Origin of the sequence: Serratia sp. ASV30, from assembly GCF_016428815.1 — a bacterium.
Classification (GTDB): domain Bacteria; phylum Pseudomonadota; class Gammaproteobacteria; order Enterobacterales; family Enterobacteriaceae; genus Chania; species Chania fonticola_C.
Genome location: NZ_JAELTL010000002.1, coordinates 69,522 through 94,807 on the forward strand (window position 1 = coordinate 69,522; position 25,286 = coordinate 94,807).

The window sequence follows — 25,286 nt, forward strand, 5'->3', positions numbered from 1 at the left end:
TCGGGTTTTTTCGTTTTCAGCGGGCCGGGAATAGCCATGAAAATCGCTAAAATACTCAATAATAACGTAGTGATTACGCTGAATGACCATCAGGAAGAAACGGTGGTTATGGGGCGTGGCATTGGCTTTCAAAAGAAAGCCGGGGAAAGTGTGGATGACAGCCTGATTGAAAAGGTGTTCACCCTCAACAGTGGCGAAATGAGCGAACGCTACAAAGAACTGCTGGCGGAGATCCCGCTGGCATGTGTGACCACCGCAGACAAGATCATCACCCTCGCCCGCGAGCGGCTGCCGGGGAAACTGCATAACATTGTCTACATCACGCTGACCGACCATATCCATTTTGCGCTGCAACGCCACGCGCAAGGGCTGGATATCAAGAACGCGCTGCTGTGGGAGATCAAGAAACTCTATCCAAACGAGTTTGCCATCGGGCTTGAGGCGTTAACCATCATCGCCCAGCGCCTGGAAACTACGTTGCCGGAAGACGAAGCTGGGTTTATCGCCCTGCACCTGGTCAACGCGCAGCTCAATGATGAAATGCACAACACCCTGCATATCACCCGCGTGATGCAGGAGATCCTCAATATCGTCAAATATCATTTCCGTTTTGACTACAACGAGGAAACCCTCAGCTACCATCGTTTTGTCACCCACCTGAAATTCTTTGCCCAGCGCCTGCTAGGCAAGAATTACGTCAACAGCGAGGACGATTCGCTGTATCAGGTAGTGAAGGAGAAATACCGCGAGTCATTCGCCTGTGCTGGCAAGATCAACCAGCACATCGAGAAGAGTTACCAGCATCAACTGACCAGCGAAGAGATGCTGTTTCTGACCATCCATATCGAGCGGGTACGCAGCGAAAGCGAGAAAGATTACACGCCGAAGGACTGAGACTGGGGTTCACAACGGGCGCAGCATGTGCGCCCTACGAAGGTTTGTTAGACCTGTGGCCAGAGCCAGGCAGCACCGCGTACACCGCTGGAATCACCGTGTATCGCCTTACGGATTGGCGTTTCGCACTCGCCGCCAAATACCCAGGGTTTCACCAGTGACGGCACCGTTTGATACAGCCGCTCCACGTTGCTCATGCCGCCGCCCAGGACGATCACATCCGGGTCAAAGAGATTGATCACGTGAGCCAGTGACTTTGCCAGCCGCATTTCGTAACGCTGAATAGCCAACTCTGCCACCGCATCCTGTTGTACCACCAGCGCCATAATCTCGTGACCTTTCAGCGCCTGACCACTCAGCCGCGCATAATCGGTAGCGAAACCGGTACCGGAGATAAAGGTTTCTATACAGCCTTGCTTGCCACAGTAACAGGGCACCTCGGCGCGAAAACGCAGCTCGTCTTCATCCAGCCACGGCAGCGGATTGTGGCCCCACTCGCCGGAAATACCGTTGCCCCCGGCATGTACCTGGCCATTAATCGCTACCCCAGCCCCACATCCGGTACCAATAATTACCGCAAATACGGTTGGTTTTCCGGCGGCGGCCCCATCGGTGGCTTCTGATACCGCCAGGCAGTTGGCATCGTTAGCCAGCCGCACTTCACGTTGCAACATAGCGGAAAGATCTTTATCCAGCGGTTGACCATTCAGCCAGGTGGAGTTGGCATTTTTTACCAGGCCGGTAAAGGGTGACAGCGTCCCAGGGATCCCCACGCCCACCGAGCCTTTCTGGCCGGTTTTTGCCTCCGCCAGCGTCACCAGCCCGCAGATAGCCTCAAGCGTCAGTTGATAATCGTGACGAGGCGTGGCAATACGATGGCGGAACAGCTCCGCGCCGTCGTTGGCTAACGCAATTACTTCAATTTTGGTGCCACCCAGATCGATACCAATACGCACAATTTCTCTCCCCAATTCAGCACGACAACAAACTTGCCGCCCAGTGTAGCGCATAGCCCGGCTCACGCCACGCTCACCGAATGTGACACCAATGGCAATTTCCCTATCTGGCTGTGTGAAACGCGGCAGCGGACGCAAATCAGCGGGAATGAGGCGATTTTTCAGCGTCAATTCGTTATTATGCCGCCCTGCTTTTGATGAATCTGCGTGCCAAATGCACGCCCAGCCTGGGATAACATTATGCTGTGGTTTAAGAATTTGATGGTTTACCGTTTGAGCCGCGACGTTGCGCTAACTGCGGATGAAATGGAAAAACAGCTCAGCGCCTTTGCCTTCACCCCGTGTGGCAGCCAGGACATGGCGAAAACCGGCTGGGTTTCCCCGATGGGTTCTCACAGCGACGCACTGACGCACGCGGTTAACGGCCAGATCATGATTTGCGCCCGTAAAGAAGAGAAGATCCTGCCCTCTCCGGTACTGAAACAAGAGCTACAGGCCAAGATCGAAAAACTGGAAGGCGAGCAGCACCGCAAGCTGAAAAAAACCGAGAAAGACTCCCTGAAAGATGAAGTGCTGCACAGCCTGCTGCCACGCGCCTTCAGCCGCTTCAACCAGACCTATATGTGGATCGATACCGTTAACGGTCTGATTATGGTCGATGCCGCCAGCGCCAAACGCGCCGAAGATATGCTGGCGCTGCTGCGTAAGAGCCTGGGATCTCTGCCGGTGGTACCTTTGACCATGGAAAGCCCGATCGAGCTGACGCTGACCGAATGGGTCCGCTCCGGCGAACTGCCAGCCGGTTTTATCATTCAGGATGAGGCCGAACTGAAAGCCATTCTGGAAGAAGGCGGAGTGATCCGCTGTAAGAAGCAGAACCTGATCAGCGATGAGATTGCCGTGCATATCGAAGCTGGCAAGCTGGTGACCAAGCTGGCGGTAGATTGGCAGGAACGCATTCAGCTGGTGCTGGCCGACGACGGCTCACTCAAGCGCCTGAAGTTTGCCGATACGCTGCGCGATCAGAACGATGATATCGATCGTGAAGATTTTGCCCAGCGTTTCGATGCCGACTTCATCCTGATGACCAGCGAACTGGCGGCCTTGATCAGCAACACCATCGAAGCCTTGGGTGGCGAAGCACAGCGCTAAAACAGAAGGGGCGCAACAAGTTGCGCCCTCTGAGGAGTGCCGGGGAAAATCTTCATCCCCGGCCAAACTGTACTGATTACTTACTCAGATAACGACACAGGTAGGCCGTCGCATCGGCAACCTGAACGTTGAATTCACTCTGCGCAGGCACAAAGAACTTCTCGCCTGGCGTAAACACCTGCCAATCTGGTGCGCCCGGTAACAGCACTTTCAATGCCCCGGTGATCACCGTCATCTCTTCCGGCTGTGCGGTACCGAAGGTGTACTCACCCTCTTCCATCACCCCGACGCTGGTACGACCGATGCTGCTACTATCGTAACCGATAGACTTCACTTTCCCGGCAAAATACTCGTTCACTTTCAGCATAGACTGGCACCTGCGTAATCATCTTTGAGGGATCTCCATATTGGGGGATGAAACCGGGTCTGTCACTGGTTTTTGATGCGAAATGCGATCGTTACGCACGGCAAAACATGAGCGGGATCAAACAATGGGTTCGGTGACCAAGGTTCGGCGTTCTATTGCTCATTCAATCTGACCGGCATCACGGTTATTTCCGCTGTTGAAAATGGCTCAGGCTGCCATAAAGCGCCAGCAGACGGTCATATTCAGCAGGATCGTAGAAGCTGCAGGTACCGCGCCCAAACTCTTTGGCCACTTCCACGGCAAATTTCACCGCCAGCGCGATATCCACTTCATGGCTGGCACCGGTGCCACAGCCCGGCACCACCGACTCAGTACAGATTGCCACACCGACCACTGGCGCTGCCGTAGCGGTTGAAGGTTGCAGGATACTGTTGAGATGATGAACACCATTACCATAGGGCGTAATGTCCTGCATGGTGATCGGGAAGGTCACTGCCGGGCGGCCACTGGTCATTTCCATGATACGCAAAAGGTCTTCCGACACCCGCAGGATGTAGCCCTGTTTCACCGTCGGTGACAGCGCATAGCCCTTGTGGTTGATAATGCGATTGCCCTTGGTGGTATCGATCGACAAAATGGCATCGGCTTGCGGCACCACTTCGTTATCATTCATCGTGACGTCATCGATGGGTGAATCCATAAAATCGACCGGATCGTGTGGGCGAGTGGGTGCGTTCGGGCAAATATGCGTAGTGATCACCACATCACCAGGCAGAACGTCACCTTTGCGCTGCATTTCTGCCAGCTTTAGCGCACTGGCGATCGCCGCAATCGCCCCGTCACCGTCTGACACCAATCCTATGCGCGTGGGGCGAGCTCCAATGCCGCCCAACCGGCCAATAATTCCCAACGTTGGCGCATCACCACCGGATTGCTTGCCTTCACTGCCAGGGATCTCGATGCGGACAAAATCCGTGGTGCCCTTCTCACCGCTGACACGATGAGTGCTGGCCTTGACCGACGGGTAGTGGGCAAACAGATCGACCACGTCCTGCCCTTTGACATAGGCATTATCAATCAGCTCAAAGACCTGCAGCGTTTGTTGCAAACTCATGTTAATCCCTCGCAAATGTTGCCTGATAGGTTTATGCCTCCCGCAATTGCAGGCACGGCGTTATTTTCCCTTGCTGGAAAAGATCGAGTTGAAGAAGTTGTATAGCGCGTCACCGGCAATAAACCCGGCAGCCATGATCTCCATCGGCGCGCGGCCTTTATCCCCCCAGCGTTTGATGATCAGAATGCGCAGCGCGATACCGGCAAGCACCGCCCATCCTGCCAAGGCGTTATTAATCAGCAAACCTGTCGCAAGTAGCACGCCGAGCTGGCGTTTAGGCCCCCCAATAAACTGCACTATCGCGCCTGGTATGGCCCAAATCAGCAGGCTGGACGCAATACCGGGCTGGGCTCCTGCCTCAATGGTTTTGGCGTATACCCGGGCCACCGGTGGGATCAACTCCTGCAGGAAATAGCTGGTGTAAGAGAGATAAACCACGGGAATGGCGATCACAAAAGCAATCATGGCGGCAATCAGCTGAATACGCCGCCCCAGCAGTTCCTGCTGTAAATCCTTACCGTAACCCCGCAGGATAAAACCGGCTTTCAGATCAAAGCCCATATCGGCAAACGCCGGCCCGGTCGCTGCGGTAAAGCCGGTGAGAATGCACAGCGCCAGAGGAGGGAAACCAAGCATGATCCCAACGATCAGCGTGATCAGCGCCACTGCAAATGCCGGAAACCAGCCGGAATGCATCGCCGCAATGCCGACGATCAATTCATGTACAAAGGCAGCAAACGCGGCATAGATGACAAACAGCACCAGCATGGTCAGCGACATTTCGCTGTATAGCCCGCCCCCCAAAGCCAGCATCCCGGCAATCACGACATATCCGACAGCCCCCAGACCCAAGGCTTTGCGTACTTCGCTGTCAGGTTGGGTATAGGTCGATGTCGAACTTTGATTTTTGTTGCGGATCACCTGCACCACCTGGATCAATGCCACCAGCCCGGCACCGACCATCACGCCATGCGGAATATAGTGCGCATTGATGTCGACACCGGTCAGCGGCTGGCCATAAGCACGCAGCAGCAGGCCAACACCGAACATGCTCAGCGCCCAGATATTGCCAATAAATGCAGTACCGAAGGCCGCCATGGGGATCTTCAACATCGAGCCTGCAATCCCCACAACAACGCCGACAACCAGCAACCAGGCCTGTTTACCACCACGGTCACCAGCCTTGATAGCCTCCGCCGCCGCGACTCCCGGAGGCCAGGCATTCGCCGCCGGGAACACTTTAGTGTCAAACATCCGGTACAGCAGGTAAGCATCCAGCAGCATCGCCGCCGCTACGCCGCAAAACATCGGCAGGATCAATTGCGGTTGCCCCATGACATAAGGCACGGCAATCGGCATCAGCAGGCTATTGGCCGCCCCGAAGGTGGCTGAGGATATTACCGTTTGGGCCAGATTCTGAGTGTGTATAGAACGATAGCGTTGGAACATGCGCAGCGGGATCCGGGCCAGCAGCATGGCGATCAGCGCACCGATAATCGAAGTATTAGGCGTCACACCCAAGGTGGTGATCAACTGTACGCCAATTATCGCCCCGACGACGGATAGCAGCACCATCACCAGTAGCGTACCGATATCTTTCAATGGATTACTCGTTATATCTGGTTTCATAAATCCACCCTATGAATATCCCTGCTAAATGGCAAAAATAATATTTCCGACATAGATTGCCGATAGAGTTCCATTATTCGAAACTCTATACAGTGAAATAGATTATTTAGTGCCTACCTTGGCCGCATTAATGGCAGAAAGACTGTCTCTGCTATTAACTCATCAGCGAAATGCCCTGGTATTGGCGCGCTAATAAAGCCAGTTTACGGTGAGCTATTTGATCTGTTGCCAATAATCATCACCAAGTTTTTCCGCCAGTTGCCGGGAAACCGTCATTAATGCCTCAAGCACCTGAGGAGGATAAGGCTGGTCCTCGGTCTGTGAGGGGAATGAGAGACATAACCCCACCGTCTCACTGCGGTGTTTATTCATCACCGAGGTTGCCAATGAACTGATACCAGGCAGCGTTTCGTTACGGGCCAATGACCAGCCCTGCTGCCTGATGGTTGCCAACTTTTGCAGCAACGCCTCCAGCGTTTTTGGAGAGTTTGCCGAAGCAACCTGGTAGCCCGCAGCAAAGCGCTCACGCACCTGCTCATCACTCTCTCGCGCAAGTATCGCGCGCCCTACAGAAGTTTCTGCCGCTGGCGAACTGGCCCCCACCGGTGTCACCACCTGCAAAAAATGGCGGCCAGGCAGCGTACGCATCACCCAATTTTCCCGCCCCTCCAACACCGATATATAGCCGGTACAGAAGGTTAACTGATTAAGCTGCATCATCGCCGCCGTGGCACTTTCCACCAACGGAGTGGAAAGATAATGGCTGGCCACCCCAAGCAGCAGATAGCCAATATGGTACTGACGGCTTTGCGGATCCCGCTCTAACAGCCCCTGGCTTTCCATCGTTTGTAGCAGGCGCGATACGGTACTTTTTGGCAGCCTCAACCTTTCGACGACATCAGTAAAAGAAATCCCCCCTTGGCCATGCGTTATCTGCCGTTGAGAAAATAGTTTTAATACCGCAGCAGCATTTTCCAAGGTAGTCATGGCTCGCCTTGTTCCACTATATGGAACCTAGTTCCCAATCAATATTTAGAAACCTAAAACCCATTCCACTTATCGTCAAGCAGTTTATTTTTATCACACAGCGAAATTACAGCGAATGATGCTTTAACATTGAGAATACTGCACAGATAGCAAAGTCATTTTCCGAGATAATTGGCATATGTCCGTCTTTCAGCGTCAATATCAGCATAAGCTACCTATATTCGCTAAGTCGTCAGCGCGGTTGATACCGCTATTAAAAGATGGCGCAAGATATAAATGGCGAGAGAAGTCTCGGACAGAATGATGGAGATGGAACCAAATGCGGGGAAAAACCGATCGGGGATAGCACAACGCAGTTGAAAAAATGAAGCCGGTTTATACCGGCCACTTGTTGTTACACCACAGGCTATTCACCCAGGCTTTCATCCTCGTAACGCCGCTTGGCGTCTAACGCTTCCCGCTCGGTTTCGTGCTCGCTGATCAGCGTATCGGGTTTCGGGTGATCGGCCCGTAGCTCATACCAACGAACCTGATTGCCCACTTCGCCCTTATCTACGGCCTTGATACGCGCCGTTCTCGGGTAGGGAGGTTTACTCGGCATAGTGCTCTCCAATGTGATGACCTGTTGTTAAGTATAGACAACCCCCCTGAAATGCCAGTTATCGGCGCGACCCCAAATCCCGGTCCTGGTGTTCACCGGCCAGCAACTGTGTCAACTCAACACAGGATTGGATCTGGCCATCACGCACGATGAAATGAGCCAGCACCCTGATCTGGCTCTGGCTGCCATCACGTTTCTCAACATTCACCCAATGATGGGTGAAGACATTTTCCCCGGCGGCGGCGATGGCGAGGATCTGAAGCTGCATGCTGCAGGTGATCTGTTTAAGCAAGGCCATATGCTGGATAAACTGCGGGTAATCTAGCGTATGACCATCCACCGTCTGGTGATAGTGGCGGCTGAACAGCTTGGCGATCAGCTCGGGTTGGTGTTCAGGATTAGCTACAATTTGCTGTAAAGCCGTAAGGACAAGAGTTTGGTGAATCATGCTGTTCTCTCCGGTGTGATAGCGTCCAAAGAGCATAAAGGCAATCAGCAATGGCATAATAGCCGTATCAAGATATTCAATAACGCTAATCGGCCAACCTGATGAAACTGCACAGCGAACGTTTGTTGCACGCTAAAAAACACCTGACGCCTTGGCATCAGCATCAACAGGGGCAGGTCTATCTGTTGACCCACGGCATGATGATGTTAGAAACCGCGGGGCAGCAGTGGGCAATGACTGCCGGTAATCTTGGCTGGCTTCCGCCCCACTGCCCTCATCAGGCACTGGCCTGCGGCAAGGTGATCGGCTGGATCCTTTATTTACCCGAGACCTGCTGCAACACACTAGCGGCAACGCCACGCCTGACCGCCGCCAACGCCTTAAGCTCGGCGCTGGTTGAACGCATTGCACAGTTTTCTGCGCCGCTCGACATGGCGCAACAACGTTTGGTGGAGGTTCTGCTCGATGAGATGCGAAGCGAGGAGGCCGAACCGCTGCAACTACCGCTGCCACAAGATGCCCGGTTGCTGAGAATTGCCTATGGCTTATTGAACGATCCCGCCAATGATCGCCAGCAAGGTGAATGGGCTGCATGGGCGGGCTTAAGCCCCCGCACCCTTAGCCGACGCTTTATGCAGGAAACCGGCATGAGTTTTTCCCGCTGGCGTCAACAAGCCAGGGTGATCCGTTCGTTAGAGGCGCTATCGGCCGGTATGCCCGTTGCTAACGTAGCCAACGAATGTGGCTATGAGAACGTCAGCGCCTATATTGCCGCCTTCCGCCAGCGATTTGGCATAACGCCAGGGCTTTATTTTACTTAGTTAATCGGCTGCGGCTAAGCGGGCGCAGCATGCGGCGCCCCTACAGCACATAGCGAGTGGGTTGGGATTGGTCAGTGATATCGTGGCACAAGATGTGGCCTGGGAAATTACTTTACTGCCTCGCCTTGCAAGACCGCCAAGATTTGCTCGACTACCTGCTGGGGATTAGCGGTGCCATCCATAACATGGTGCGCAGCCTCCTGATAGAGAGCCTCACGTACCGCCAATACTTCCAGCATTTCTTCGGCAATGGGACGGCCAGTGAGCGTTGGGCGCTGCCCCTCTTCCGGAAACTCTGCCAGCCGTTGCGCCAATACGCTGGCTGGGGCACGTAGATAGAGCACCGTGCCATGCTGACGCATAAAACGCCGGTTCTCTTCGGCCAGGATCGCCCCGCCGCCGGTGGCAACTATGGTTGACGGCTGGGTTACCGCTTGCAAGGTCTGGGTTTCGCGCTGGCGAAATCCCTGCCAACCCACCTGTGCGACCATTTCCGCTACGCTCATTTGCGTGGTCTGCTGCATAAACAGATCGGTATCGATAAACCGATAGCCCAGCGCCTGCGCCAATGCACTGCCGACCGTGGTTTTACCTGCTCCACGAGCTCCTACCATAAAAATGGCTTGTGTCATTACGGGTTGTCCCTTTTGCGGTGACTGAATGCATTAGATTGCCTGCGAACCTGCCCGCAGGTCGATCGAGCGTTGGCGTTGTAACTGCATCATACCGCCCTGAATCTGTATTTCAATCTTTACGATAGTGTAAATTCCATAGCACAGCGGCTATTGGCAGTAAACCCATGCTCTACCTCCTGCGCCAGAAGATGCTGTAGATACGCATCCAACCGTGCAACAGGAATGGTGCGAAAGCCAAGGCGCTGGTAATAAGGTGCATTCCATGCCACTTGCACGAAAGTCGTTAGCGTTAAACGTTGGATGCCTTGGCGCAAGGCCAGCCCGCTAATCTCTTCAATCAGGCGCTTGCCCACGCCTTGCCGCTGCCAATCGGCCGCAACCGAAAGCTCGGCGATATGCCAGCTGTGCGCAAAGGGCTGCACCGCGATAAAACCGGCGATCTGCTCAGTTGGGCTAGCCATCACCCACTCCCGCTGCTGAGCAATAAAATCTACGTGCTGCTGCGGGGTCATCACCCCGCCTTCGGCAATAAACCGTAACTCTGGCTGTTGGCGAAACAGCTGTGCGGCGGAACGTTCAACCGCGATCAACTGCGGAATATCCTGCCGTTGCGCTAAGCGTAGGTTCAGACTCATCACTGGCTCCTGGTCAGCGGCCGGCTATTTAAACAGATTTTGCCGCAGGCAGAAATCACCAATAGCGCCATAAAGTGCTATATGATAATTACTCTCATTTAAATATTCAATCAACACCGAAGATACGCCCTGAACAACCTCAGCAGATAAAAAACCAAAAGCAGTCGCCACGCTGCGGCCTTGCAGGCTAAATTGGTATCACAACACCGGGGGATAAAAATGGCTCAACAGATCGTTACGCTGACAGACTACCCACACTTTGCCGATGTCTGCGCCGCTTGGGCATTTGGCCAATGGGGCTCACAACGCGGCGGTACGCTGGAACGAACCCGCCAACGCTTTGCTTTGTGCAGCAAACCCAGCGAGGATTTCCTGACGCTGCTGATGATTGATGGCGAGCGCCCGCTGGGGATGGCCAGCCTGTGGCCGAGTGACGATCATCATCGTAGGGATCTCTCCCCCTGGCTGGCCGGCGTCTTTGTACACCCGGATCATCGTCGGCAGGGTATTGCCCTGCGCCTGGAGCAGGCGATCGTCAGCGCGGCACAACAACGCAGCCATCCCGTTCTGCATCTGATCACCGATCACAGCGAGGCGTTGTACGCCGGTTGGGGCTGGCAAACTATTGAACGCCGCCAGCAATATGACGACGAAGTGGTGGTGATGGAAAAGCGGCTGTGATCAGCGCGGGGTACACACATACACCAGCGCAGGGGGGAAGTTACGCACCTCTAACCGCCGCTGCCAGTGAAAATAGCGCGAGAGCAGCTTTTCCGAGAGATGACTGTATTGGAACAGCACTAACGTGCCGTTATTGGCTCGTAAACGCTGCTGCGCCTGCTGCAAGATACGCACTCTTATCCTGAGCGGGATCGACAGCAGCGGCAAGCAGGAAAAAATAACGTCGTAATCGCGCTCCAGCCTTTCCGCCGAATAGGCCATCACCCGCAGGCGGCTATCATCAATCTGTTGCAGCTTATGGACGAAGCTGGTTTGAATTTCATAGGCATCCAGTTGAGCATCGGCCCGCAGGCGGCCCAGGATCCGTTTGGTCAGCACACCATCCGCCGCCCCTAGCTCGGCCACCGTCAAGGCTTGCGTCCACTCGATTTGTTGCAGCATCGCCTGGCAGAGCCATTGAGAGGAAGGTGCCAATGTGCCCACGGTTCGGGGGGAGGCCATAAACTGGTGAAGGTAGGAAAAGTGATGCTTTAGTTGCAGCCGCGTCGCATTTAACATTGAGGCCTCCATCGTATGAGTTCCCCAATGTGGACTGAATTTCTTAAGGTTTCATTAACCCCATTCCGAAAACGGTCCTGATAGTTGTAATCAAATGCAACCAGGCATCATAAAATAAAAGCCAAAAAGGCTGCGATAATAATCAACCAACAAAATATTGGACAGATTATTATCCGCAGCCGTCTATTATATTGGCCAACCTCATTGGCCACTCAGCTATTTATCGTTGATTAATTAGCGATAAACTTCCGCGGTACCGCGCCAGTCGCTGGAATCCCCTGGATTATCCAGGCCAATGATTCGATAGTGCGATCCGCCGTCTGCAGTCGCTTTTTGTTTCAGCGCATGGATAGCGTCATCCGGTGAGCCGCTGATACCGGAAACCGACACCGTGCCGATGCTCTGCATGCTGCTGGCTTGAGCGCTATCAACCTGTTTGGCGCCCATGGTTGCGGCCATGGTGGAGAATGAAGCGGTGGCGATCAGTGCTGCTGCGATGCATGGTAATAGTTTCATGATTGACTCCGTTATTTTCATTTGAACTCGTTCTCAGTGAGGTTAATTATGAGTTAACCATTGAAAACAGACGTCATCCAATGTAAAGAAGCTCAATCATTGTGAGCAAAATAAGGAGAAAGTAAGAATGGGTATTTCCTGGTAGCGCATAACTTTATTTATAGCGCAAATTTTACGCTCTATTTGAAAAAATTAATAATTATATTTAGTCAACTGAGATAACCCGGTTTATTTTAAAGAAATTTTCCTTCGCCCAGCCCCCGCTCAACGGATAATTGGGCCAAACCTGGCCCAATTATCCGGCAGACATTCCTCTATCAACTTACTGCGTCCGTTCAGCGCAATGGCTCTGGCAGGGTTAACACCCACAGTTCGCTCAAGGACTCTGGCTGTGCCAATGGCCGTAATTCAACCGTCGTGTTTACCGGTTTACCTGCCAAACTCAGCTTGCCTTGCTGATCCCGCTGATAGTCGCCAATCTTTTTCCCTTCAGGCTCGGCGTTAACCAGCTTGGCCTGCAAACCAAAATCGTTGTCGTTAATCACCGCCAGTGTGCGGTTGTCGATCAACGCCAATCCCTCCACCTTCTCCTGCTGCCAACCCAGTTTACGCAGATCGACCACTTCACGTTTCTGGGCCAGCTTCACCCCACGCTTGGCCAGTTCGCTGGTATCAGCAAATTCCAACGCCTTGCCCTGGCCATCGAACGACGTCAGATCGCTGGCCTGGCTGAGATCAACCAGATAGATCTTGTTCATCATCTGCTTGTCTTTGTCACTGCCCTGTTCGATCAGCAAAATGTGTTGATTATCGACCGCCACGATATCGCCAACCTTGGCATCTTTAGCTTTATGGTAACGGGCGATATCGATCGGATAACCGTACATGGCCGTTTTGCCACTGGCAGGATCAAAGCTGACCAAACGGGTAAACTGCGCCTGGTTTTTGCTCTTGCCATCGATATCCAGCGTGCTCTGCACCGCGGCCAGTATCCGCCCATCCGGTAACCGGGTTACGCCTTCAAAACCCCGGTTCGGTTGACGCCATTTAATGATGTTCGGCAGGCCGCTGGCAACCGCCTGCTCCCCCGCTAATGGTGTTGGGCCATATTTCGCCAGAATTTTACCTTGGCCATCGATATGGATCAGGAAGGGGCCATATTCGTCACATAGCCAATAGCCTCCTTTACCATCTGGCGTGATCCCCTCAGTATCCAACCCGCGTTTGTCACTCGCCAGCGGCTTGAGCGTATCCGTCAATGCCACTTCATTGGTTGAGCCAATCAGGTTGCCAGGCAACGGCAAGCCGCTAATAGGGCCGTTATCATCGTGCAAAGGACGGGCTTGGGTGGCAATGGCCTTACCGCCACCAATACGGATTTCCATCAATAAGGGAACAAAAGCCGGGTTGGCAAAAATCTTGGCCTCCTGTTTGCCGACTGCTGGCGCATCAGCGTTCGGGCCACGATCGGTCACGGTGGTCAGCAGTAGATCCCCCCCTTCCCGGCCATTAAATACCAGCCCGGAACCAATCCCTACCGGTAGCCCATTGGGAAACTGGCTGGCAAAAGCGCCGGAATAACCCACCCGATCGCCGTCAGGAAAGCTGACGTTGTAACGAGCAACGCCAATATCGGCAGCATAGGACAACAGCGGTAAGACAGAGGCCAACAACACGCCAAGCGGTTTGATTCTCATAGCATTAACTCTTTGTAAGGGAAAGTAACAGCCTGAGAGCCTAACCACCAACAATGACACTTTTATGACGATCAAGTCTAAAAAAACCGATAACAAATAGAAATAAACAATCAGCCCTTCATTATTGAGTGATAAAAACCAATTGAAAAATAAGAATTTACCCACGATAAAAATAAAACACAGAATTAATCCTATATAAAATAGGAAATTACCCATCCACAAGATAAAAAAACAGCAAAAAATAAGATAATTTCTTAAAATATTCGCTTTCACATAGACAAAATAAAAAGATAGGGCTTTAATACCGGCCGTAATCGAAGGTGTGCACGAAAATTTATGTTTTAGACCACTACAATATTAAAAAGGTGCTCTATAGTTTTAGTGCTAACGCCCGTTAGTTTGTTCCCCCAGCAGGATGGAGTCTATGTCAAAGCGACTTTTTGCCGAATTTTTCGGTACTTTTTGGTTGGTGTTCGGTGGTTGTGGTAGCGCAGTGCTGGCCGCAGCCTTTCCTCAATTAGGTATTGGTTTTGCTGGTGTTGCTTTAGCATTCGGCCTTACCGTGGTCACCATGGCCTACGCTGTCGGCCATATTTCTGGTGGGCACTTTAACCCAGCGGTCACAATGGGATTATTTGCAGGCGGCCGTTTCCCTGCCAAAGATGTTATTCCCTATGTGGTTGCCCAGGTGATTGGTGGTATTGCCGCCGCCGCGGTACTTTATTTAGTTGCCAGCGGTAAAACCGGCTTTGATGCAACTACCAGCGGTTTTGCTTCTAACGGCTACGGTGAGCATTCACCGGGTGGCTATTCTTTGCAGGCCGCCATCGTTATTGAATTAGTACTGACTGCGTTCTTCCTGATCGTTATCCATGGTGTGACCGATAAACGCGCACCGGCAGGCTTCGCGCCTTTGGCCATCGGCCTGGCGTTGACGCTGATCCACCTGATCAGTATTCCCGTTACCAATACCTCAGTTAACCCGGCACGTAGTACCGCCGTGGCAATCTTCCAGGGGACCTGGGCGTTGCAACAGCTGTGGGTATTCTGGCTGGTACCGCTGATCGGCGGTGTTATCGGTGGCTTGATCTACCGTTGCCTGTTGGAAGACAAGAAGTAAGTATGGATTTTCAGGGCAGCCCGCAACGGCTGCCCTGAAATATTAACCTTTCACCGCTTCAAACATCATGATGTCACTGGTAAATGAGCCATCGGCCTGAATGGCAAAGTGTTGGCGAACATCTTCTGCTACCCCCTGCTGTAACGCACGGATCGCCGTGACAAAATGCTCAGGCGTACGCATCCGGGCCACCCAACTGCTGAACTCCAAATCAAGACGATCGGCCGTGACTTCCCGCACCAGCAACCCAGATTCAGTAAACATGCTCAGCCACTCACCCGGTGCATAGTTGCGCACGTGCGAAGTATCCCGTAGCACTTCGACCGTTTGCAGATAGATATCCAATAACGGATGCCCAGGGGAAACCACATCCATAAAGATGGCTCGCCCGCCGGGTTTCAATACCCGTTTAACTTCACGCAATGCCCGACCCACATCGTGCCAATGGTGTGCCGAGTAGCGGCTGATCACCACGTCAAAGCTGGCGTCATCAAAGGGTAAGTACTCCGCCACGCCCTGCTGCACCTGAATATTCGCCAATCCCTTTTCCTGTGCCGCGTTGCCGACCACCGTCAGCATCTGCGCCGACAGATCGTACGCCACCACCTGCGCCACATGGGCCGCAGCGGTAAAGCTGGCATGCCCTGCCCCACACCCCAGATCGAGCAAGCGGGCATCGGTACTCCCTGCCAACAGCTTGGCCAGGCGTTGCAGGTCTTTCCCTTGCGCATGTACCGCACTGGTCAGGTAGGCATTGGCCTGTTCGCCAAACTGGCGGTCGACCGCATTTTTATGGCTGTTGCTGATGCTCATAGCTGCTCCCATTATTATCTGGCTTACGCCGGTGCCGAGATGGCTGGTAATGACTATAATCAAGCAGCTATACGGGTACAATATGAGCCGTTATCCTAGTATAAACAGGTACCACCCTAATGGAATCAGACGCAATTTCCAGCCAGAAAGCCCTTGGTGCCTTTTTACGTGCGCACCGCGAGCGGGTCACTCCAGAAATGCTGGGCCTGCCCACCGCCACACGTCGCCGCACCAGTGGTTTACGCCGTGAAGAGCTGGCACAAATCAGTGGCATCAGCGCCACCTGGTATACCTGGATAGAACAGGGACGCGAGGTGTCGATTTCCCCTTATACGCTGGCACGCATCGCCACGGCGTTACGGTTGGGCCATGCCGAACGTCATTACCTGTTCACCCTGGCGCATATCGCCGATCCTGAAAAAGAACAGCCGCAGGAAACGATTAATGCCGCCGTACTGCAAAGCGTGCATCAAATGACCGTGCCCTGTTATCTGCTCGATCTCACCTGGAATATGGTGGCCTGGAACCCACAGGCGGAGGAGCTGTTCTGCGATTGGCTTAAGCAGGCAAAAACCCCCAACCTGCTACACTTCATGTTTTTTCACCCTCAGGCGAAAGTGCTGGTCAGTGACTGGGAAAATCGGGCTCGACGAGTGGTGGCCGAGTTTCGTGCAGAAACCAGCCATCATCAGGGAACGGAAGAGATACGTGCCTTTGTGCGCAATATGACCCACAACAGCGACGCTTTTCATCATTGGTGGAAACAGCAGGACGTAATGGCTCGTGAAGGCGGCGAACGTACCTTCAGCCACCCACAGCAGGGGGAGCTGCATTTTCAGCAAGTAACGTTCTACCCGGCGGAGCACAGCGGGTTGAAATTGGTCATGCTAATGCCGTTGCGCTAGCGGTATTGCAGTTGCTGACAAAACATCAACCGGATCGCTACGAAGAGAGTGCTGCATGCGGTGCCCGTCTAGCCATTCAACTTTGCCATCAATCGCAGATAGGTTTACCTGCCATTTATTTATCGCGCCGGGTAAACGCGCTAGGGTAATCACTAGCATCCTGTACTGCTATTGAGGTCATCCTATGCGATCCGAAGAACAACAACTTATCGATGGTCTGTTCAGCCGCCTGAAAGAGGCCCAGACCCAAACCGGCCAAAGGGATATTCAGGCAGAACAGCAGATCAACCAGCATATCCGCGAGCAACCCTCGGCACCTTACTATATGGCGCAGGCCATGATCATTCAGGAAGCCGCGCTGAAACGGCTTGACCAGCAGGTAAAACAGCTGGAAAACCAGGTTGCACAGCTACAGAAAACGGCCAATAGCCAGCAGAGCAGCGGGGGATTTCTTGCCGGGCTGTTTGGCGCTGGCAACCGCAATGCACCAAGCCCACAGGAACAATATCAGGCACAGCAGCAGAATAACGCCGCTTGGAACGGTCAACCGCAAGCAGGATATACGCCGCAACAGCCAAACTATGCGCAACCTCTGCAGGCCACCCCTTCCCGGGCCGGTGGTTTTCTTGGTGGAGCCTTGCAAACGGCGGCAGGGGTTGCCGGAGGGGTCGTGTTAGCCGATATGTTGACCGGGATGTTCCGGCATTCGCAACCGGAAGAGATCGTCAACATCATCAATAACCCCCCCGTTGATGACGGCACTATGGGGAGTTTTTCCGCGTCAAACAATCTTGACACCTTCAATAACGGCGACGATCGTTTTATCAACCAGGATAATGGGTTACAGCAGGCGGATTATCAGAACGATGACTTCTCCTCTGATGACTACAGCGACGACGACTCGTTTATCTGACGACTGACCTGCCCTCTCCATGCGGGGAGGGTTTTCTCCCCCCATCAAATGACACTAGGGCGTTTCATCTGTACCGATCTTGGCCAGAACCTGTCGGTAGGCTTTGACTTTCTGGCGTTTCTTGAGCCAGATGGTGGTTGAAACGACAAAAATGGCGCCGGACATGGCCAATACGCCGGTGGGATGACCATAAAGCACCATCAGAGCAAAGTAAGCGGCTGAAACAATCGCCACCCATTTCGCCGAATTGCCGACGGCATTTTTTTCTAGACTCAACCGACGGAGTGCTTCTTCTTCACTGATTCCCATACGCGCTCCTTGTGAAATTAACACTCCATTATATGTGGAAATACCGCTGAATTTTCAATCGGTTTCTCAGTAAAGAAGCGTAAATCTCAATACGTTGCCCGTTGAGCAAAGAGAGGGGATGGGATTGGGGAAAAGTTTTATTGGAACAGGGTGCAGCGTGGCAACTGCACCCCACCGATCACTTGCCTGAGGTCAGCGCACTGTAGCTGGTCATCAGGTTGCGATAATCTGGAATATGGTTGGCAAACAGCGTCCCCAAGCCTTCGATATCATTACGCCAATCACGGTGCAATTCGCAAGCCACGCCGAACCAGGTCATTAACTGCGCCCCTTCGGCTTCCATGCGGCTCCATGCGGATTGCCGCGTCAACTCGTTAAAGGTACCGGAGGCATCAGTCACCACAAAGACCTCAAAACCTTCAGCCAGTGCCGACAATGCCGGGAACGCCACGCAGACCTCCGTCACCACGCCAGCGATGATCAGCTGTTTGCGACCAGTGGCTTTAACCGCCTTAACGAAGTCTTCATTGTCCCAGGCGTTAATCTGACCAGGGCGTGCAATATAAGGCGCATCTGGGAACTGGGCCTTTAACTCGGGCACCAAAGGACCATTGGGGCCAGTTTCAAAACTGGTGGTCAGGATTGTCGGCAGATTGAAGTATTTCGCCAGGTCACCCAGAGCCAATACGTTGTTCTTGAAACGATCGGGATCGATATCGCGTACCAGTGATAGCAGCCCAGCTTGATGATCTACCAGCAGCACGGCGGCCTGGTCTTTATCGAGACGCTTGTAATTTGCTGTCATGTTACAACTCCTTCCTAAGAGTAAGTTAAGTAGGTGCCCGATACGGAGAACAGTTTCCGTACCGGGACACAGAGGTTATTGATTGCTGCCTGCGGTAGTCAGCGGCATCGCGCCAAACTGACCGCTGTTGAAATCACGGAAAGCCTGTTGGATCTCCGCCTCGCTGTTCATCACGAAGGGGCCGTAACCGACGATGGGCTCATCGATAGGTTCACCACTCAGCACCAGCAAGCTGACGTCACCATTTGCCTCAAGGGTGATTGAGTCGCCAGCGCGATCCAGCAGCACCATTTGCGTTTCCCGCACAATCTGCTCGCCGTTGACCAGAATCGCCCCATGCAGCATGACCACGGCCAGCGTATGCCCTTCCTCCACCTGCAAGGTGGTGGTATGCCCGGCGTTCAGCTTCATATCCCACACGTTGATCGGGCTGAAGGTACGCGCTGGACCAGCATGACCGCCGTAGTTGCCGGCAATCACCCTGACCTGCCCGGCGTTATCTGCCAGAGGCACGACAGGAATATCCTGGTTCAGCAAAGTCTGGTAACCCGGCGCTGCCATTTTGTCTTTGGCTGGCAGGTTGACCCAAAGTTGCACCATTTCTATGGTGCCCCCTTTCTGCGAAAAGTCTTTGGAATGAAACTCTTCGTGCAAGATGCCCGACGCTGCCGTCATCCACTGCACATCGCCAGGGCCGATCACCCCTCCGCTGCCGGTGGAATCGCGATGCTCTACTTCGCCCTGATAGACGATGGTGACCGTTTCAAACCCGCGATGGGGATGCTGCCCCACGCCACGTCGGCCACTGTGCGAGCGGAATTTGGTTGGCGCAGCGTGATCCAGCAGCAGGAACGGGCTCATCTCTGCCCCCAGTTCGTTATATGAGAACAGGGAGTTCACCAGAAAACCGTTGCCGACCCAGTGAGCTTCCGGGCTGTTATAAACACCAAGGATCTTTTTCATCTTAAACTCCTGTTGCAGGCCTCGCGGCCTAACGTTGATGACAGAAGTTTAGTCCAAGGCGATTTGCCGCAGTAGTCGGCAAGATATACACTCAGTGTTCTATAAATAGAACGATAGGGGAACCGATGCAGACAGACCTGAACGATCTGTATTTCTTCGCCAGCGTGGTAGACCATCAGGGATTTGCCCCGGCAGGGCGTGCGTTGGGCATTCCCAAATCGAAGCTCAGCCGCCGCGTGGCGCAGTTGGAAGAACGGCTCGGCGTACGCCTGATCCAGCGTTCAACCCGGCGTTTCTCGGTGACCGATTTAGGGCAAAGCTATTATGTGCACTGCAAGGCGATGCTGGTTGAGGCCGAAGCGGCACAGCAGGCGATCGAACAGACCCGGGCGGAGCCTTGCGGCACGGTACGCATGTCTTGCCCGGTGGCGATGTTGCATACGCGTATCGGTAGCATGGTGGCCAGGTTTATGGCGGATTATCCACGAGTGACGGTGCATCTGGAGGCGACCAACCGCCGGGTCGATGTGGTGGGTGAAGGGTTGGATCTGGCGGTTCGTGTCAGGCCACCGCCGTTAGAAGACAGCGACCTGGTATTGAAAATCCTGGCTCAGCGCAGCTGGTGCATCGCAGCCAGCCCGGCATTGGTACGCACCATCGGCGCTATCGATTCACCCGCAGGGTTGCAGAACTACCCAACGCTCGATCTCGGCCCGGCCAGAACACAGCATCAATGGCAACTCAGCGGCCCGGAGGGGCAGACGTTCCAGTGGGAGCATCAACCCAGACTGGTCACCGACGACATGCTGATGCTGCGTACCGCGGCAATTGCCGGGGCCGGTATCGTTCAACTGCCGACCATGATGATGCACGACGAGATCCTGCGGGGCGATCTGGTGCAACTGTTGCCCGGCTGGCAACCTCAGGGCGGCGTGATCCATATTGTCTATCCCTCACGCCGTGGCATGCTGCCAGCGATACGACTACTGATCGATTTTCTGGCTCAGCAGTTCGCCGCCCTGGAGGAAGCGTGATCAGGCGGTGATTTCGATCGCGTTGCCGTCTGGATCGCGAATGATGGCCTCATAAAAGCCATCACCGGTCCAGCGCGGTGCCGCCTGCAAAATCCCCTCTTGCTTGGCCCGCTGTGCAAGTTCGTCCACCAACGCCTCGCTGCCAAGCGACAGCGCAATATGGGCCCAACCCACGCGTTCCTCACCTTTCCCCCCCGCCAACAGGCCAGGGACGCACATGATCTCCAACGCGGGGCCATCCGCCAATTGAACAAAACGTGAGATAAAGCCTGGGCGATTCTTGCTCACATACTCCTCCCCCACTACGCCATTGAAATAGCGCAACCAGAAGCCGACCTGAGCCTCAATATCCTGTGTCCATAGGGCAACATGGGCGATTTTCATCATCATTCTCCATCATCTGCGGGAATATACAGCACGCTGCCACCGCTGAGAGTGACCTGCTGTTCGAGTTGCGCATGGCCGCCACGGGCAATCACCAGATAATCGACCTGGCTGGCGGGCAGTAGCGTATAAGGCGCGTAGGTATTGAACTTGTCACGGGTACACAGCACCGCGACGTTGCCAGCGCGTGCCAGCATCTGCTTCTTGAACTGCGCCTCCTGATAGCGCAGCGCGGTAAAGCCACTGTCGGGATCGTAAGCACAGACGCCGGTAAAGGCGATATCGAAACGAAACGAGGCAATCTCGGCCAATGCCTTGGCATCGACGCTGCCGCCGATTTCTGCATCTACCTCACCGCCTATCAAAATAGTACGGATCCCGGGGCGTTCCAGCAGGCGGCAGGCCACGCTTAGCGCATTGGTCACCACGGTGAGTTGCCGATCGCGGGGCAGCAGATCGGCCAGATAAAGGTAGGTGCTGCCCGCATCAAGAAAGATCACCTGCCCGGTCTGGATCAGGGGCAAGGCTGCCTGAGCCAGCCGCTGTTTTTCATCGCCACTTATCTCGACCCGCTCGGCCATGTAGCCACCGGCAGGCGTGAGCGCCAACGCCCCACCATAGATCCGTTTGCACAGGTTTTGCGCCGCCAGTTGGCGCAGATCGCGGCGGATGGTGGCCTCTGTGGTATGCAGTTGCGCCGCCATTTCGATCGCCAGCACTCGCCCCTGCTGTTGCAAGGTGGCAAGGATGGCCTGGTGGCGCTCATTGGGCAGCAGTTTTGACATTCTGAAGGTCCAGCGAAGTCACAATGAACACAAATGTATACAAACGAACACAAACGTACAATGGTTTTCTATAAAAAGCGCTTTTGGCGATTTTCGCCGTCAGGATGTTGGCTATACTGGAAAAAGTTACGTTAACGCGGACGTAACGCTCTGATTAAACACCCATTGAAAGGCAAGTTGCGGCTGGAAAGACAGGCGGCCATAAAGGAAAAACAATGCTATTGAGAGTTGCAAGCTGGCTGTTTCAACTACCGGGCAGGCTATTGGCACCGTTCTTCCGCAATCGGCTGACCCTGTTGATCTTCTTTATGCTGCTTGCTGCCGGGGTTTTGCTGGCTAAGCGCCACTTGAGTGAAGGAGTACAGGAGGAGAGTTTTACCCTTGCCGAGCCACAGAATTACGTGATCCAACGAGAAGCCCCGTTACGGGAAGCACGCCAACACTGCGTTGGGCCGTTGCCAGATAATCAGGGCAGCCCATGGCCCGCTTCGGCAGGTTATCTGCATGAGCCAGATTGGCAAGCAGGCAGCAAATTGCAGACGTTGGCGCTGGATAATCAGCCCAATAAATTTGCCGTATTGGTCAAACTGGAGAACGCCACCAAGCAACTGCTGGCCGAGGTGTTCCTCCCCGCCGCCAGCAGTTTCAATATCAAGCTGGAGCCCAACGGCCGCTATGTGATGAAGGTGAAAAACATCCACAGCGGTTGTAGCTTCCGTACGGCCCTCTCGGTGGCAGATCGGCCCGATGGCAGGCTGCCATTGACCTTTTCAGAGGAGGGGCCAGGCCAATATCATCCGATAAGTGATAGAGAGTTCTAGCACCGTCCTACCGGGTTATTTTTTCGCCGGATGGTCGCGGCGGAACAGCTCCCAACTTTCAATCTCTTGCCCATCAGGCAAGGTGCAGGTGGAATACTGCCCCTGAGCATTCTGCTTGGGGTTAAGCTTGCCGCCAATCTGGCCGCAATACACATCTGCCGGATTCGCCATGCCAATTACCTTCGGCGGCACAGGCGCATCATCATTGGTTTTCGCCGTACCCCCCTGTAACAAAGCCACACTAGCGAAAAGAGAAAGCATCAGGATCTTGGTCATTGAGATTATCTTCACCGTGAATTGAACGGGAGCATCGCTCCCCCAAAGGGATCAGGAAATAAAGGACATGCCCTGTTTCAGCACCAGATCGCAGGCTTTCTGCTTCACCTTCTCGGTAATTTGCGAGGTGCCAAGGCTATTCAGATCCAGCGTGTTGCCCTTGCCGGTATTCAGCAGGCCACCCAGTCCTTGCTGATAATCTTCACTGTTGGCATTGGCCGTGCTGGTGATGCCCAGTTTATTCAGCAGTTGGTCTTTCACCGCTTCGGTGCCGTTCGCCGACAGGACGTTATTCTGCACGCAGTATTGCAAGATCCCTGCGGCGTTGGTCATGCTGGAGGAGCTCAACGCTTTATCACCGCCGTTGAGTAATCCGCTAAGCGAAGACAGCGACATGCCACCGTTGCTGGTGCTGCCACCCGATTTGCTCAGTTCTGTGGCAGCACTGCTGAGGGAGTCCATCAACCCGGCGGCCTGGGCGCTGCCCACAGCCATTACCGTGGTCAAGCTCAGGGCCAACAATAAGCGATGTTTGGTATTCATAACGGTAAGGCTCCTGTTTAACTTCAAAATGACGGCGTAATTAATCCGACGCCTAGCTCGGACGCCGTGCCAGCCGACAAGTTCCTTTTATTCGGGCCGTAACACATTTTTCAGAATTTCGGCAAGCCATCAGAACTGCCAACGCAGCCAGGCGAAGAACACGTTACCGTTATTGTAAGTACCCGGAATATAGGTAGCCTGGAAGGTCAGTTGCTTATAGCCGATCGACGCCAATGGCAGCGGCGCGGGGATCGGGATATATTTCCAGTTGTCACGAGCGGTCACGCTGGCGGTAAATCCCAGCCCCAGACGGAAATCTTCCCCTTCAATCGGCCGCCAGATCTTCTCGTAGGCATAACCGCCGATCGGCTCCCATTTGTTGAAGGAGTCCTTGAACGCCATAAAGTAGATCGCGTGCCAATCACCATCTGCATCAAACCGCGAGATGCCATAGCCCGCTCCCCAAGGGCGCTCGTTGTAATCGTCGGTCTTTTCCTTGTCGTAGGTCCAGCGGTTATGCCAGGTGATCGCCGGGAGATAGAGCTCCTTATTGGGCGAGTTGTTCCATGTTTCCGCCACGTTGCCGGTAAAACGCCCCCACCAGCCTGGATCTTCAGCGTGCGCGACATTGCTATTTTCCGCACTAACCTCGGCGTATGAAGGCAGTGCAGGAAATATCAACGCCAACCCCCCGGCTAACAAGATCCTTTTCACCATCATTTCGCAACTCCTGTAAAAATAAAAGCGGGGATTCTTACCGATCGCCCTATCCTGAGCAAGCCGTTTATCACGGGCCCAATCCTTTTATCGCCCCTCGTTGAGAGACAGTTAAGTTTGGTGCCCATTGGCGTACGCGCCCAAGTTATGCGCCTGTACACGCGTTGTCTGTCAGAAAACTCCGGTTATCCTGCTTGCACCTCAACGACTTATGGAGGAACCTTAGGTTTTATTTGCCGAGGGATAGGTATGGTTATTGGTCCATTTATTAATGGTGCAGCAATATTGGCCGGTGGTATTGCAGGGGCAATGTTGGGTCATAGGCTGCCGGAGCGGGTGCGCCTGGCATTGCCAATGACCTTTGGTATTACCTCGATGGGAATGGGCGTAGTGCTGATCGGCAAGGTCGCACATATGCCGGTGATGGTATTGGCACTGGTACTGGGAGCACTGCTTGGCGAGCTTTGCTACATCGAACGGGGCATCAGCCGCATCGGAGGCTGGGCCCGTAATCTGATGGCCCCCAAAGGCGCTGTCAGAGAGGACCAGAAAGAGTTTCTGGAGGCATATGTCGCCATTATCGTGCTGTTTTGTGCCAGCGGCACCGGTATCTTTGGCTCAATGCACGAAGGGATGACCGGGGATGCCAGCGTGCTGATCGCCAAATCGTTCCTCGATCTGTTCACCGCGCTGATTTTTGCTTCCACGCTTGGCCTGGCCGTGGCGTTGATCGCCGTCCCGCAGTTGGTCATCCAGCTAGCGCTGGCGTTTGGTGCCGTGTTCATCTTGCCGCTGACCACGCCGGCAATGCAGGCCGATTTCTCTGCCGTTGGCGGGTTAATGATGTTGGCCACCGGCTTGCGCATCTGCGGTATAAAGCTGTTCCCGGTAGCCAATATGCTGCCAGCATTGGTGTTGGCGATGCCGATTTCGGCGGCCTGGATCATGTTCTTCTGAGCGCCACTTTCCCAGTTTAAATTATCCTCCTCCTGGCGTAGCGAAAAATTGACGCTCAGCCAGGAGAGCAATGAAGATGGCGGAAAGTACCCGTCTGGCGTTTCCTTTCTGCCCTTGCCGCAATTTCCTGCGGCCATCAATGCAAGAAAAGTACCGCCCCCTGCGAAAATCGCTGTTGCTACCCCTTTTGGGTCGTAAACTCCTTGATACGATAGGCAATCCTTCCCCAAACCCGTGCAACTTGAACAAG

General features: G+C 54.0%; 31 protein-coding genes. 10 read left to right on the forward strand and 21 right to left on the reverse strand.

Going from position 1 to position 25,286, the window contains the following annotated elements; translation table 11 throughout:
- Positions 1–36 precede the first annotated feature (36 nt).
- On the forward strand, positions 37–894 hold the full coding sequence (gene licT / locus JHD74_RS01115; RefSeq protein ID WP_024528670.1) for a BglG family transcription antiterminator LicT: 858 nt from the start codon (positions 37–39) through the stop codon (positions 892–894).
- Between the two features lie 47 nt (positions 895–941).
- Here the strand turns inward: licT and mak are convergent, their stop codons facing one another.
- Complete coding sequence (gene mak, locus JHD74_RS01120) at positions 942–1,850, reverse strand: fructokinase (RefSeq protein ID WP_199061332.1); 909 nt, start codon at positions 1,848–1,850, stop codon at positions 942–944.
- 240 nt (positions 1,851–2,090) lie between these two features.
- Between mak and rdgC the strand changes: the two genes are divergently transcribed.
- Positions 2,091–3,002, forward strand: a complete 912-nt coding sequence (gene rdgC, locus JHD74_RS01125; protein WP_024528672.1) for a recombination-associated protein RdgC — start codon at positions 2,091–2,093, stop codon at positions 3,000–3,002.
- Positions 3,003–3,078: 76 nt separating this feature from the next.
- Here the strand turns inward: rdgC and ppnP are convergent, their stop codons facing one another.
- The 6 genes from ppnP to JHD74_RS01155 form a co-directional block, all read right to left on the reverse strand.
- Positions 3,079–3,369 carry a pyrimidine/purine nucleoside phosphorylase gene (gene ppnP, locus JHD74_RS01130; RefSeq protein WP_021180225.1) on the reverse strand — a complete coding sequence of 97 codons (291 nt, stop codon included), beginning with the start codon at positions 3,367–3,369 and terminating at the stop codon, positions 3,079–3,081.
- A 184-nt stretch (positions 3,370–3,553) separates the two neighbouring features.
- A complete protein-coding gene (locus JHD74_RS01135) occupies positions 3,554–4,483 on the reverse strand; it encodes a DUF1177 domain-containing protein (RefSeq protein ID WP_024528673.1) in 930 nt (309 codons plus the stop codon).
- A 60-nt stretch (positions 4,484–4,543) separates the two neighbouring features.
- On the reverse strand, positions 4,544–6,112 hold the full coding sequence (locus JHD74_RS01140; RefSeq protein WP_021805522.1) for an OPT/YSL family transporter: 1,569 nt from the start codon (positions 6,110–6,112) through the stop codon (positions 4,544–4,546).
- A gap of 213 nt (positions 6,113–6,325) precedes the next feature.
- Positions 6,326–7,099 carry an IclR family transcriptional regulator gene (locus tag JHD74_RS01145; protein ID WP_024528674.1) on the reverse strand — a complete coding sequence of 258 codons (774 nt, stop codon included), beginning with the start codon at positions 7,097–7,099 and terminating at the stop codon, positions 6,326–6,328.
- A gap of 406 nt (positions 7,100–7,505) precedes the next feature.
- Positions 7,506–7,700, reverse strand: coding sequence for a YaiA family protein (locus JHD74_RS01150; RefSeq protein ID WP_199061333.1), 195 nt, complete (start codon positions 7,698–7,700; stop codon positions 7,506–7,508).
- 58 nt (positions 7,701–7,758) lie between these two features.
- On the reverse strand, positions 7,759–8,148 hold the full coding sequence (locus tag JHD74_RS01155) for a nuclear transport factor 2 family protein (RefSeq protein ID WP_199061334.1): 390 nt from the start codon (positions 8,146–8,148) through the stop codon (positions 7,759–7,761).
- Between the two features lie 101 nt (positions 8,149–8,249).
- Between JHD74_RS01155 and JHD74_RS01160 the strand changes: the two genes are divergently transcribed.
- The gene (locus tag JHD74_RS01160; RefSeq protein WP_370505587.1) at positions 8,250–8,969 is read left to right on the forward strand and encodes a helix-turn-helix transcriptional regulator; all 720 of its coding nucleotides are present in this window, start codon (positions 8,250–8,252) and stop codon (positions 8,967–8,969) included.
- Positions 8,970–9,076: 107 nt separating this feature from the next.
- On the opposite strand, the gene aroL is transcribed toward JHD74_RS01160, so the two are convergent.
- On the reverse strand, positions 9,077–9,601 hold the full coding sequence (gene aroL / locus JHD74_RS01165; RefSeq protein WP_024528677.1) for a shikimate kinase AroL: 525 nt from the start codon (positions 9,599–9,601) through the stop codon (positions 9,077–9,079).
- 119 nt (positions 9,602–9,720) lie between these two features.
- Positions 9,721–10,239 carry a GNAT family N-acetyltransferase gene (locus JHD74_RS01170; RefSeq protein ID WP_199061335.1) on the reverse strand — a complete coding sequence of 173 codons (519 nt, stop codon included), beginning with the start codon at positions 10,237–10,239 and terminating at the stop codon, positions 9,721–9,723.
- A 219-nt stretch (positions 10,240–10,458) separates the two neighbouring features.
- Between JHD74_RS01170 and JHD74_RS01175 the strand changes: the two genes are divergently transcribed.
- Complete coding sequence (locus tag JHD74_RS01175; protein WP_199061336.1) at positions 10,459–10,920, forward strand: GNAT family N-acetyltransferase; 462 nt, start codon at positions 10,459–10,461, stop codon at positions 10,918–10,920.
- On the opposite strand, the gene JHD74_RS01180 is transcribed toward JHD74_RS01175, so the two are convergent.
- The 3 genes from JHD74_RS01180 to JHD74_RS01190 form a co-directional block, all read right to left on the reverse strand.
- Positions 10,921–11,478, reverse strand: coding sequence for a class I SAM-dependent methyltransferase (locus JHD74_RS01180; protein WP_024528680.1), 558 nt, complete (start codon positions 11,476–11,478; stop codon positions 10,921–10,923).
- A gap of 234 nt (positions 11,479–11,712) precedes the next feature.
- Positions 11,713–11,994 carry a DUF1471 domain-containing protein gene (locus tag JHD74_RS01185; protein ID WP_074030744.1) on the reverse strand — a complete coding sequence of 94 codons (282 nt, stop codon included), beginning with the start codon at positions 11,992–11,994 and terminating at the stop codon, positions 11,713–11,715.
- Positions 11,995–12,329: 335 nt separating this feature from the next.
- Positions 12,330–13,691: an esterase-like activity of phytase family protein gene (locus tag JHD74_RS01190; RefSeq protein ID WP_074030743.1), complete on the reverse strand. Its 1,362-nt coding sequence runs from the start codon at positions 13,689–13,691 to the stop codon at positions 12,330–12,332.
- Positions 13,692–14,115: 424 nt separating this feature from the next.
- On the opposite strand from JHD74_RS01190, the gene aqpZ reads away from it, so the two are divergent.
- A complete protein-coding gene (gene aqpZ, locus JHD74_RS01195) occupies positions 14,116–14,811 on the forward strand; it encodes an aquaporin Z (RefSeq protein WP_024528683.1) in 696 nt (231 codons plus the stop codon).
- Between the two features lie 42 nt (positions 14,812–14,853).
- On the opposite strand, the gene JHD74_RS01200 is transcribed toward aqpZ, so the two are convergent.
- Positions 14,854–15,624 (reverse strand): class I SAM-dependent methyltransferase, encoded by a 771-nt coding sequence (locus JHD74_RS01200; RefSeq protein WP_074030742.1) that lies wholly within the window; start codon positions 15,622–15,624, stop codon positions 14,854–14,856.
- Positions 15,625–15,743: 119 nt separating this feature from the next.
- Between JHD74_RS01200 and JHD74_RS01205 the strand changes: the two genes are divergently transcribed.
- Positions 15,744–16,529 carry a helix-turn-helix transcriptional regulator gene (locus JHD74_RS01205; protein ID WP_024528685.1) on the forward strand — a complete coding sequence of 262 codons (786 nt, stop codon included), beginning with the start codon at positions 15,744–15,746 and terminating at the stop codon, positions 16,527–16,529.
- 184 nt (positions 16,530–16,713) lie between these two features.
- Positions 16,714–17,442 carry a DUF2076 domain-containing protein gene (locus tag JHD74_RS01210; protein WP_199061337.1) on the forward strand — a complete coding sequence of 243 codons (729 nt, stop codon included), beginning with the start codon at positions 16,714–16,716 and terminating at the stop codon, positions 17,440–17,442.
- A 54-nt stretch (positions 17,443–17,496) separates the two neighbouring features.
- On the opposite strand, the gene JHD74_RS01215 is transcribed toward JHD74_RS01210, so the two are convergent.
- The 3 genes from JHD74_RS01215 to JHD74_RS01225 all read right to left on the reverse strand — a co-directional run bounded on the left by JHD74_RS01215 (position 17,497) and on the right by JHD74_RS01225 (position 19,519).
- Entirely contained in the window at positions 17,497–17,751 is a 255-nt protein-coding gene (locus tag JHD74_RS01215) for a hypothetical protein (RefSeq protein ID WP_024528687.1), read from the reverse strand.
- Between the two features lie 178 nt (positions 17,752–17,929).
- Entirely contained in the window at positions 17,930–18,556 is a 627-nt protein-coding gene (gene ycaC, locus JHD74_RS01220; protein WP_065683886.1) for an isochorismate family cysteine hydrolase YcaC, read from the reverse strand.
- A gap of 75 nt (positions 18,557–18,631) precedes the next feature.
- On the reverse strand, positions 18,632–19,519 hold the full coding sequence (locus JHD74_RS01225) for a pirin family protein (protein WP_024483887.1): 888 nt from the start codon (positions 19,517–19,519) through the stop codon (positions 18,632–18,634).
- 125 nt (positions 19,520–19,644) lie between these two features.
- Between JHD74_RS01225 and JHD74_RS01230 the strand changes: the two genes are divergently transcribed.
- The gene (locus JHD74_RS01230) at positions 19,645–20,553 is read left to right on the forward strand and encodes a LysR family transcriptional regulator (protein ID WP_199061339.1); all 909 of its coding nucleotides are present in this window, start codon (positions 19,645–19,647) and stop codon (positions 20,551–20,553) included.
- On the opposite strand, the gene JHD74_RS01235 is transcribed toward JHD74_RS01230, so the two are convergent.
- Both JHD74_RS01235 and JHD74_RS01240 read right to left on the reverse strand, forming a co-directional pair.
- Positions 20,554–20,937 carry a VOC family protein gene (locus JHD74_RS01235; protein WP_199061387.1) on the reverse strand — a complete coding sequence of 128 codons (384 nt, stop codon included), beginning with the start codon at positions 20,935–20,937 and terminating at the stop codon, positions 20,554–20,556.
- A 2-nt stretch (positions 20,938–20,939) separates the two neighbouring features.
- Positions 20,940–21,722 carry a DeoR/GlpR family DNA-binding transcription regulator gene (locus JHD74_RS01240; RefSeq protein WP_199061341.1) on the reverse strand — a complete coding sequence of 261 codons (783 nt, stop codon included), beginning with the start codon at positions 21,720–21,722 and terminating at the stop codon, positions 20,940–20,942.
- A 215-nt stretch (positions 21,723–21,937) separates the two neighbouring features.
- Here JHD74_RS01240 and JHD74_RS01245 point away from each other — a divergent pair, with 215 nt between their 5' ends.
- On the forward strand, positions 21,938–22,543 hold the full coding sequence (locus JHD74_RS01245) for a hypothetical protein (RefSeq protein ID WP_199061343.1): 606 nt from the start codon (positions 21,938–21,940) through the stop codon (positions 22,541–22,543).
- 15 nt (positions 22,544–22,558) lie between these two features.
- Here the strand turns inward: JHD74_RS01245 and JHD74_RS01250 are convergent, their stop codons facing one another.
- The 3 genes from JHD74_RS01250 to pagP all read right to left on the reverse strand — a co-directional run bounded on the left by JHD74_RS01250 (position 22,559) and on the right by pagP (position 24,082).
- On the reverse strand, positions 22,559–22,819 hold the full coding sequence (locus tag JHD74_RS01250; RefSeq protein ID WP_199061344.1) for a DUF333 domain-containing protein: 261 nt from the start codon (positions 22,817–22,819) through the stop codon (positions 22,559–22,561).
- Positions 22,820–22,870: 51 nt separating this feature from the next.
- Positions 22,871–23,362, reverse strand: a complete 492-nt coding sequence (locus JHD74_RS01255; protein WP_024528695.1) for a DUF2501 domain-containing protein — start codon at positions 23,360–23,362, stop codon at positions 22,871–22,873.
- Positions 23,363–23,491: 129 nt separating this feature from the next.
- Positions 23,492–24,082, reverse strand: a complete 591-nt coding sequence (pagP, locus tag JHD74_RS01260) for a lipid IV(A) palmitoyltransferase PagP (protein WP_024528696.1) — start codon at positions 24,080–24,082, stop codon at positions 23,492–23,494.
- 246 nt (positions 24,083–24,328) lie between these two features.
- Between pagP and JHD74_RS01265 the strand changes: the two genes are divergently transcribed.
- Positions 24,329–25,036, forward strand: a complete 708-nt coding sequence (locus JHD74_RS01265; protein ID WP_024483879.1) for a DUF554 domain-containing protein — start codon at positions 24,329–24,331, stop codon at positions 25,034–25,036.
- Positions 25,037–25,286 lie beyond the last annotated feature (250 nt).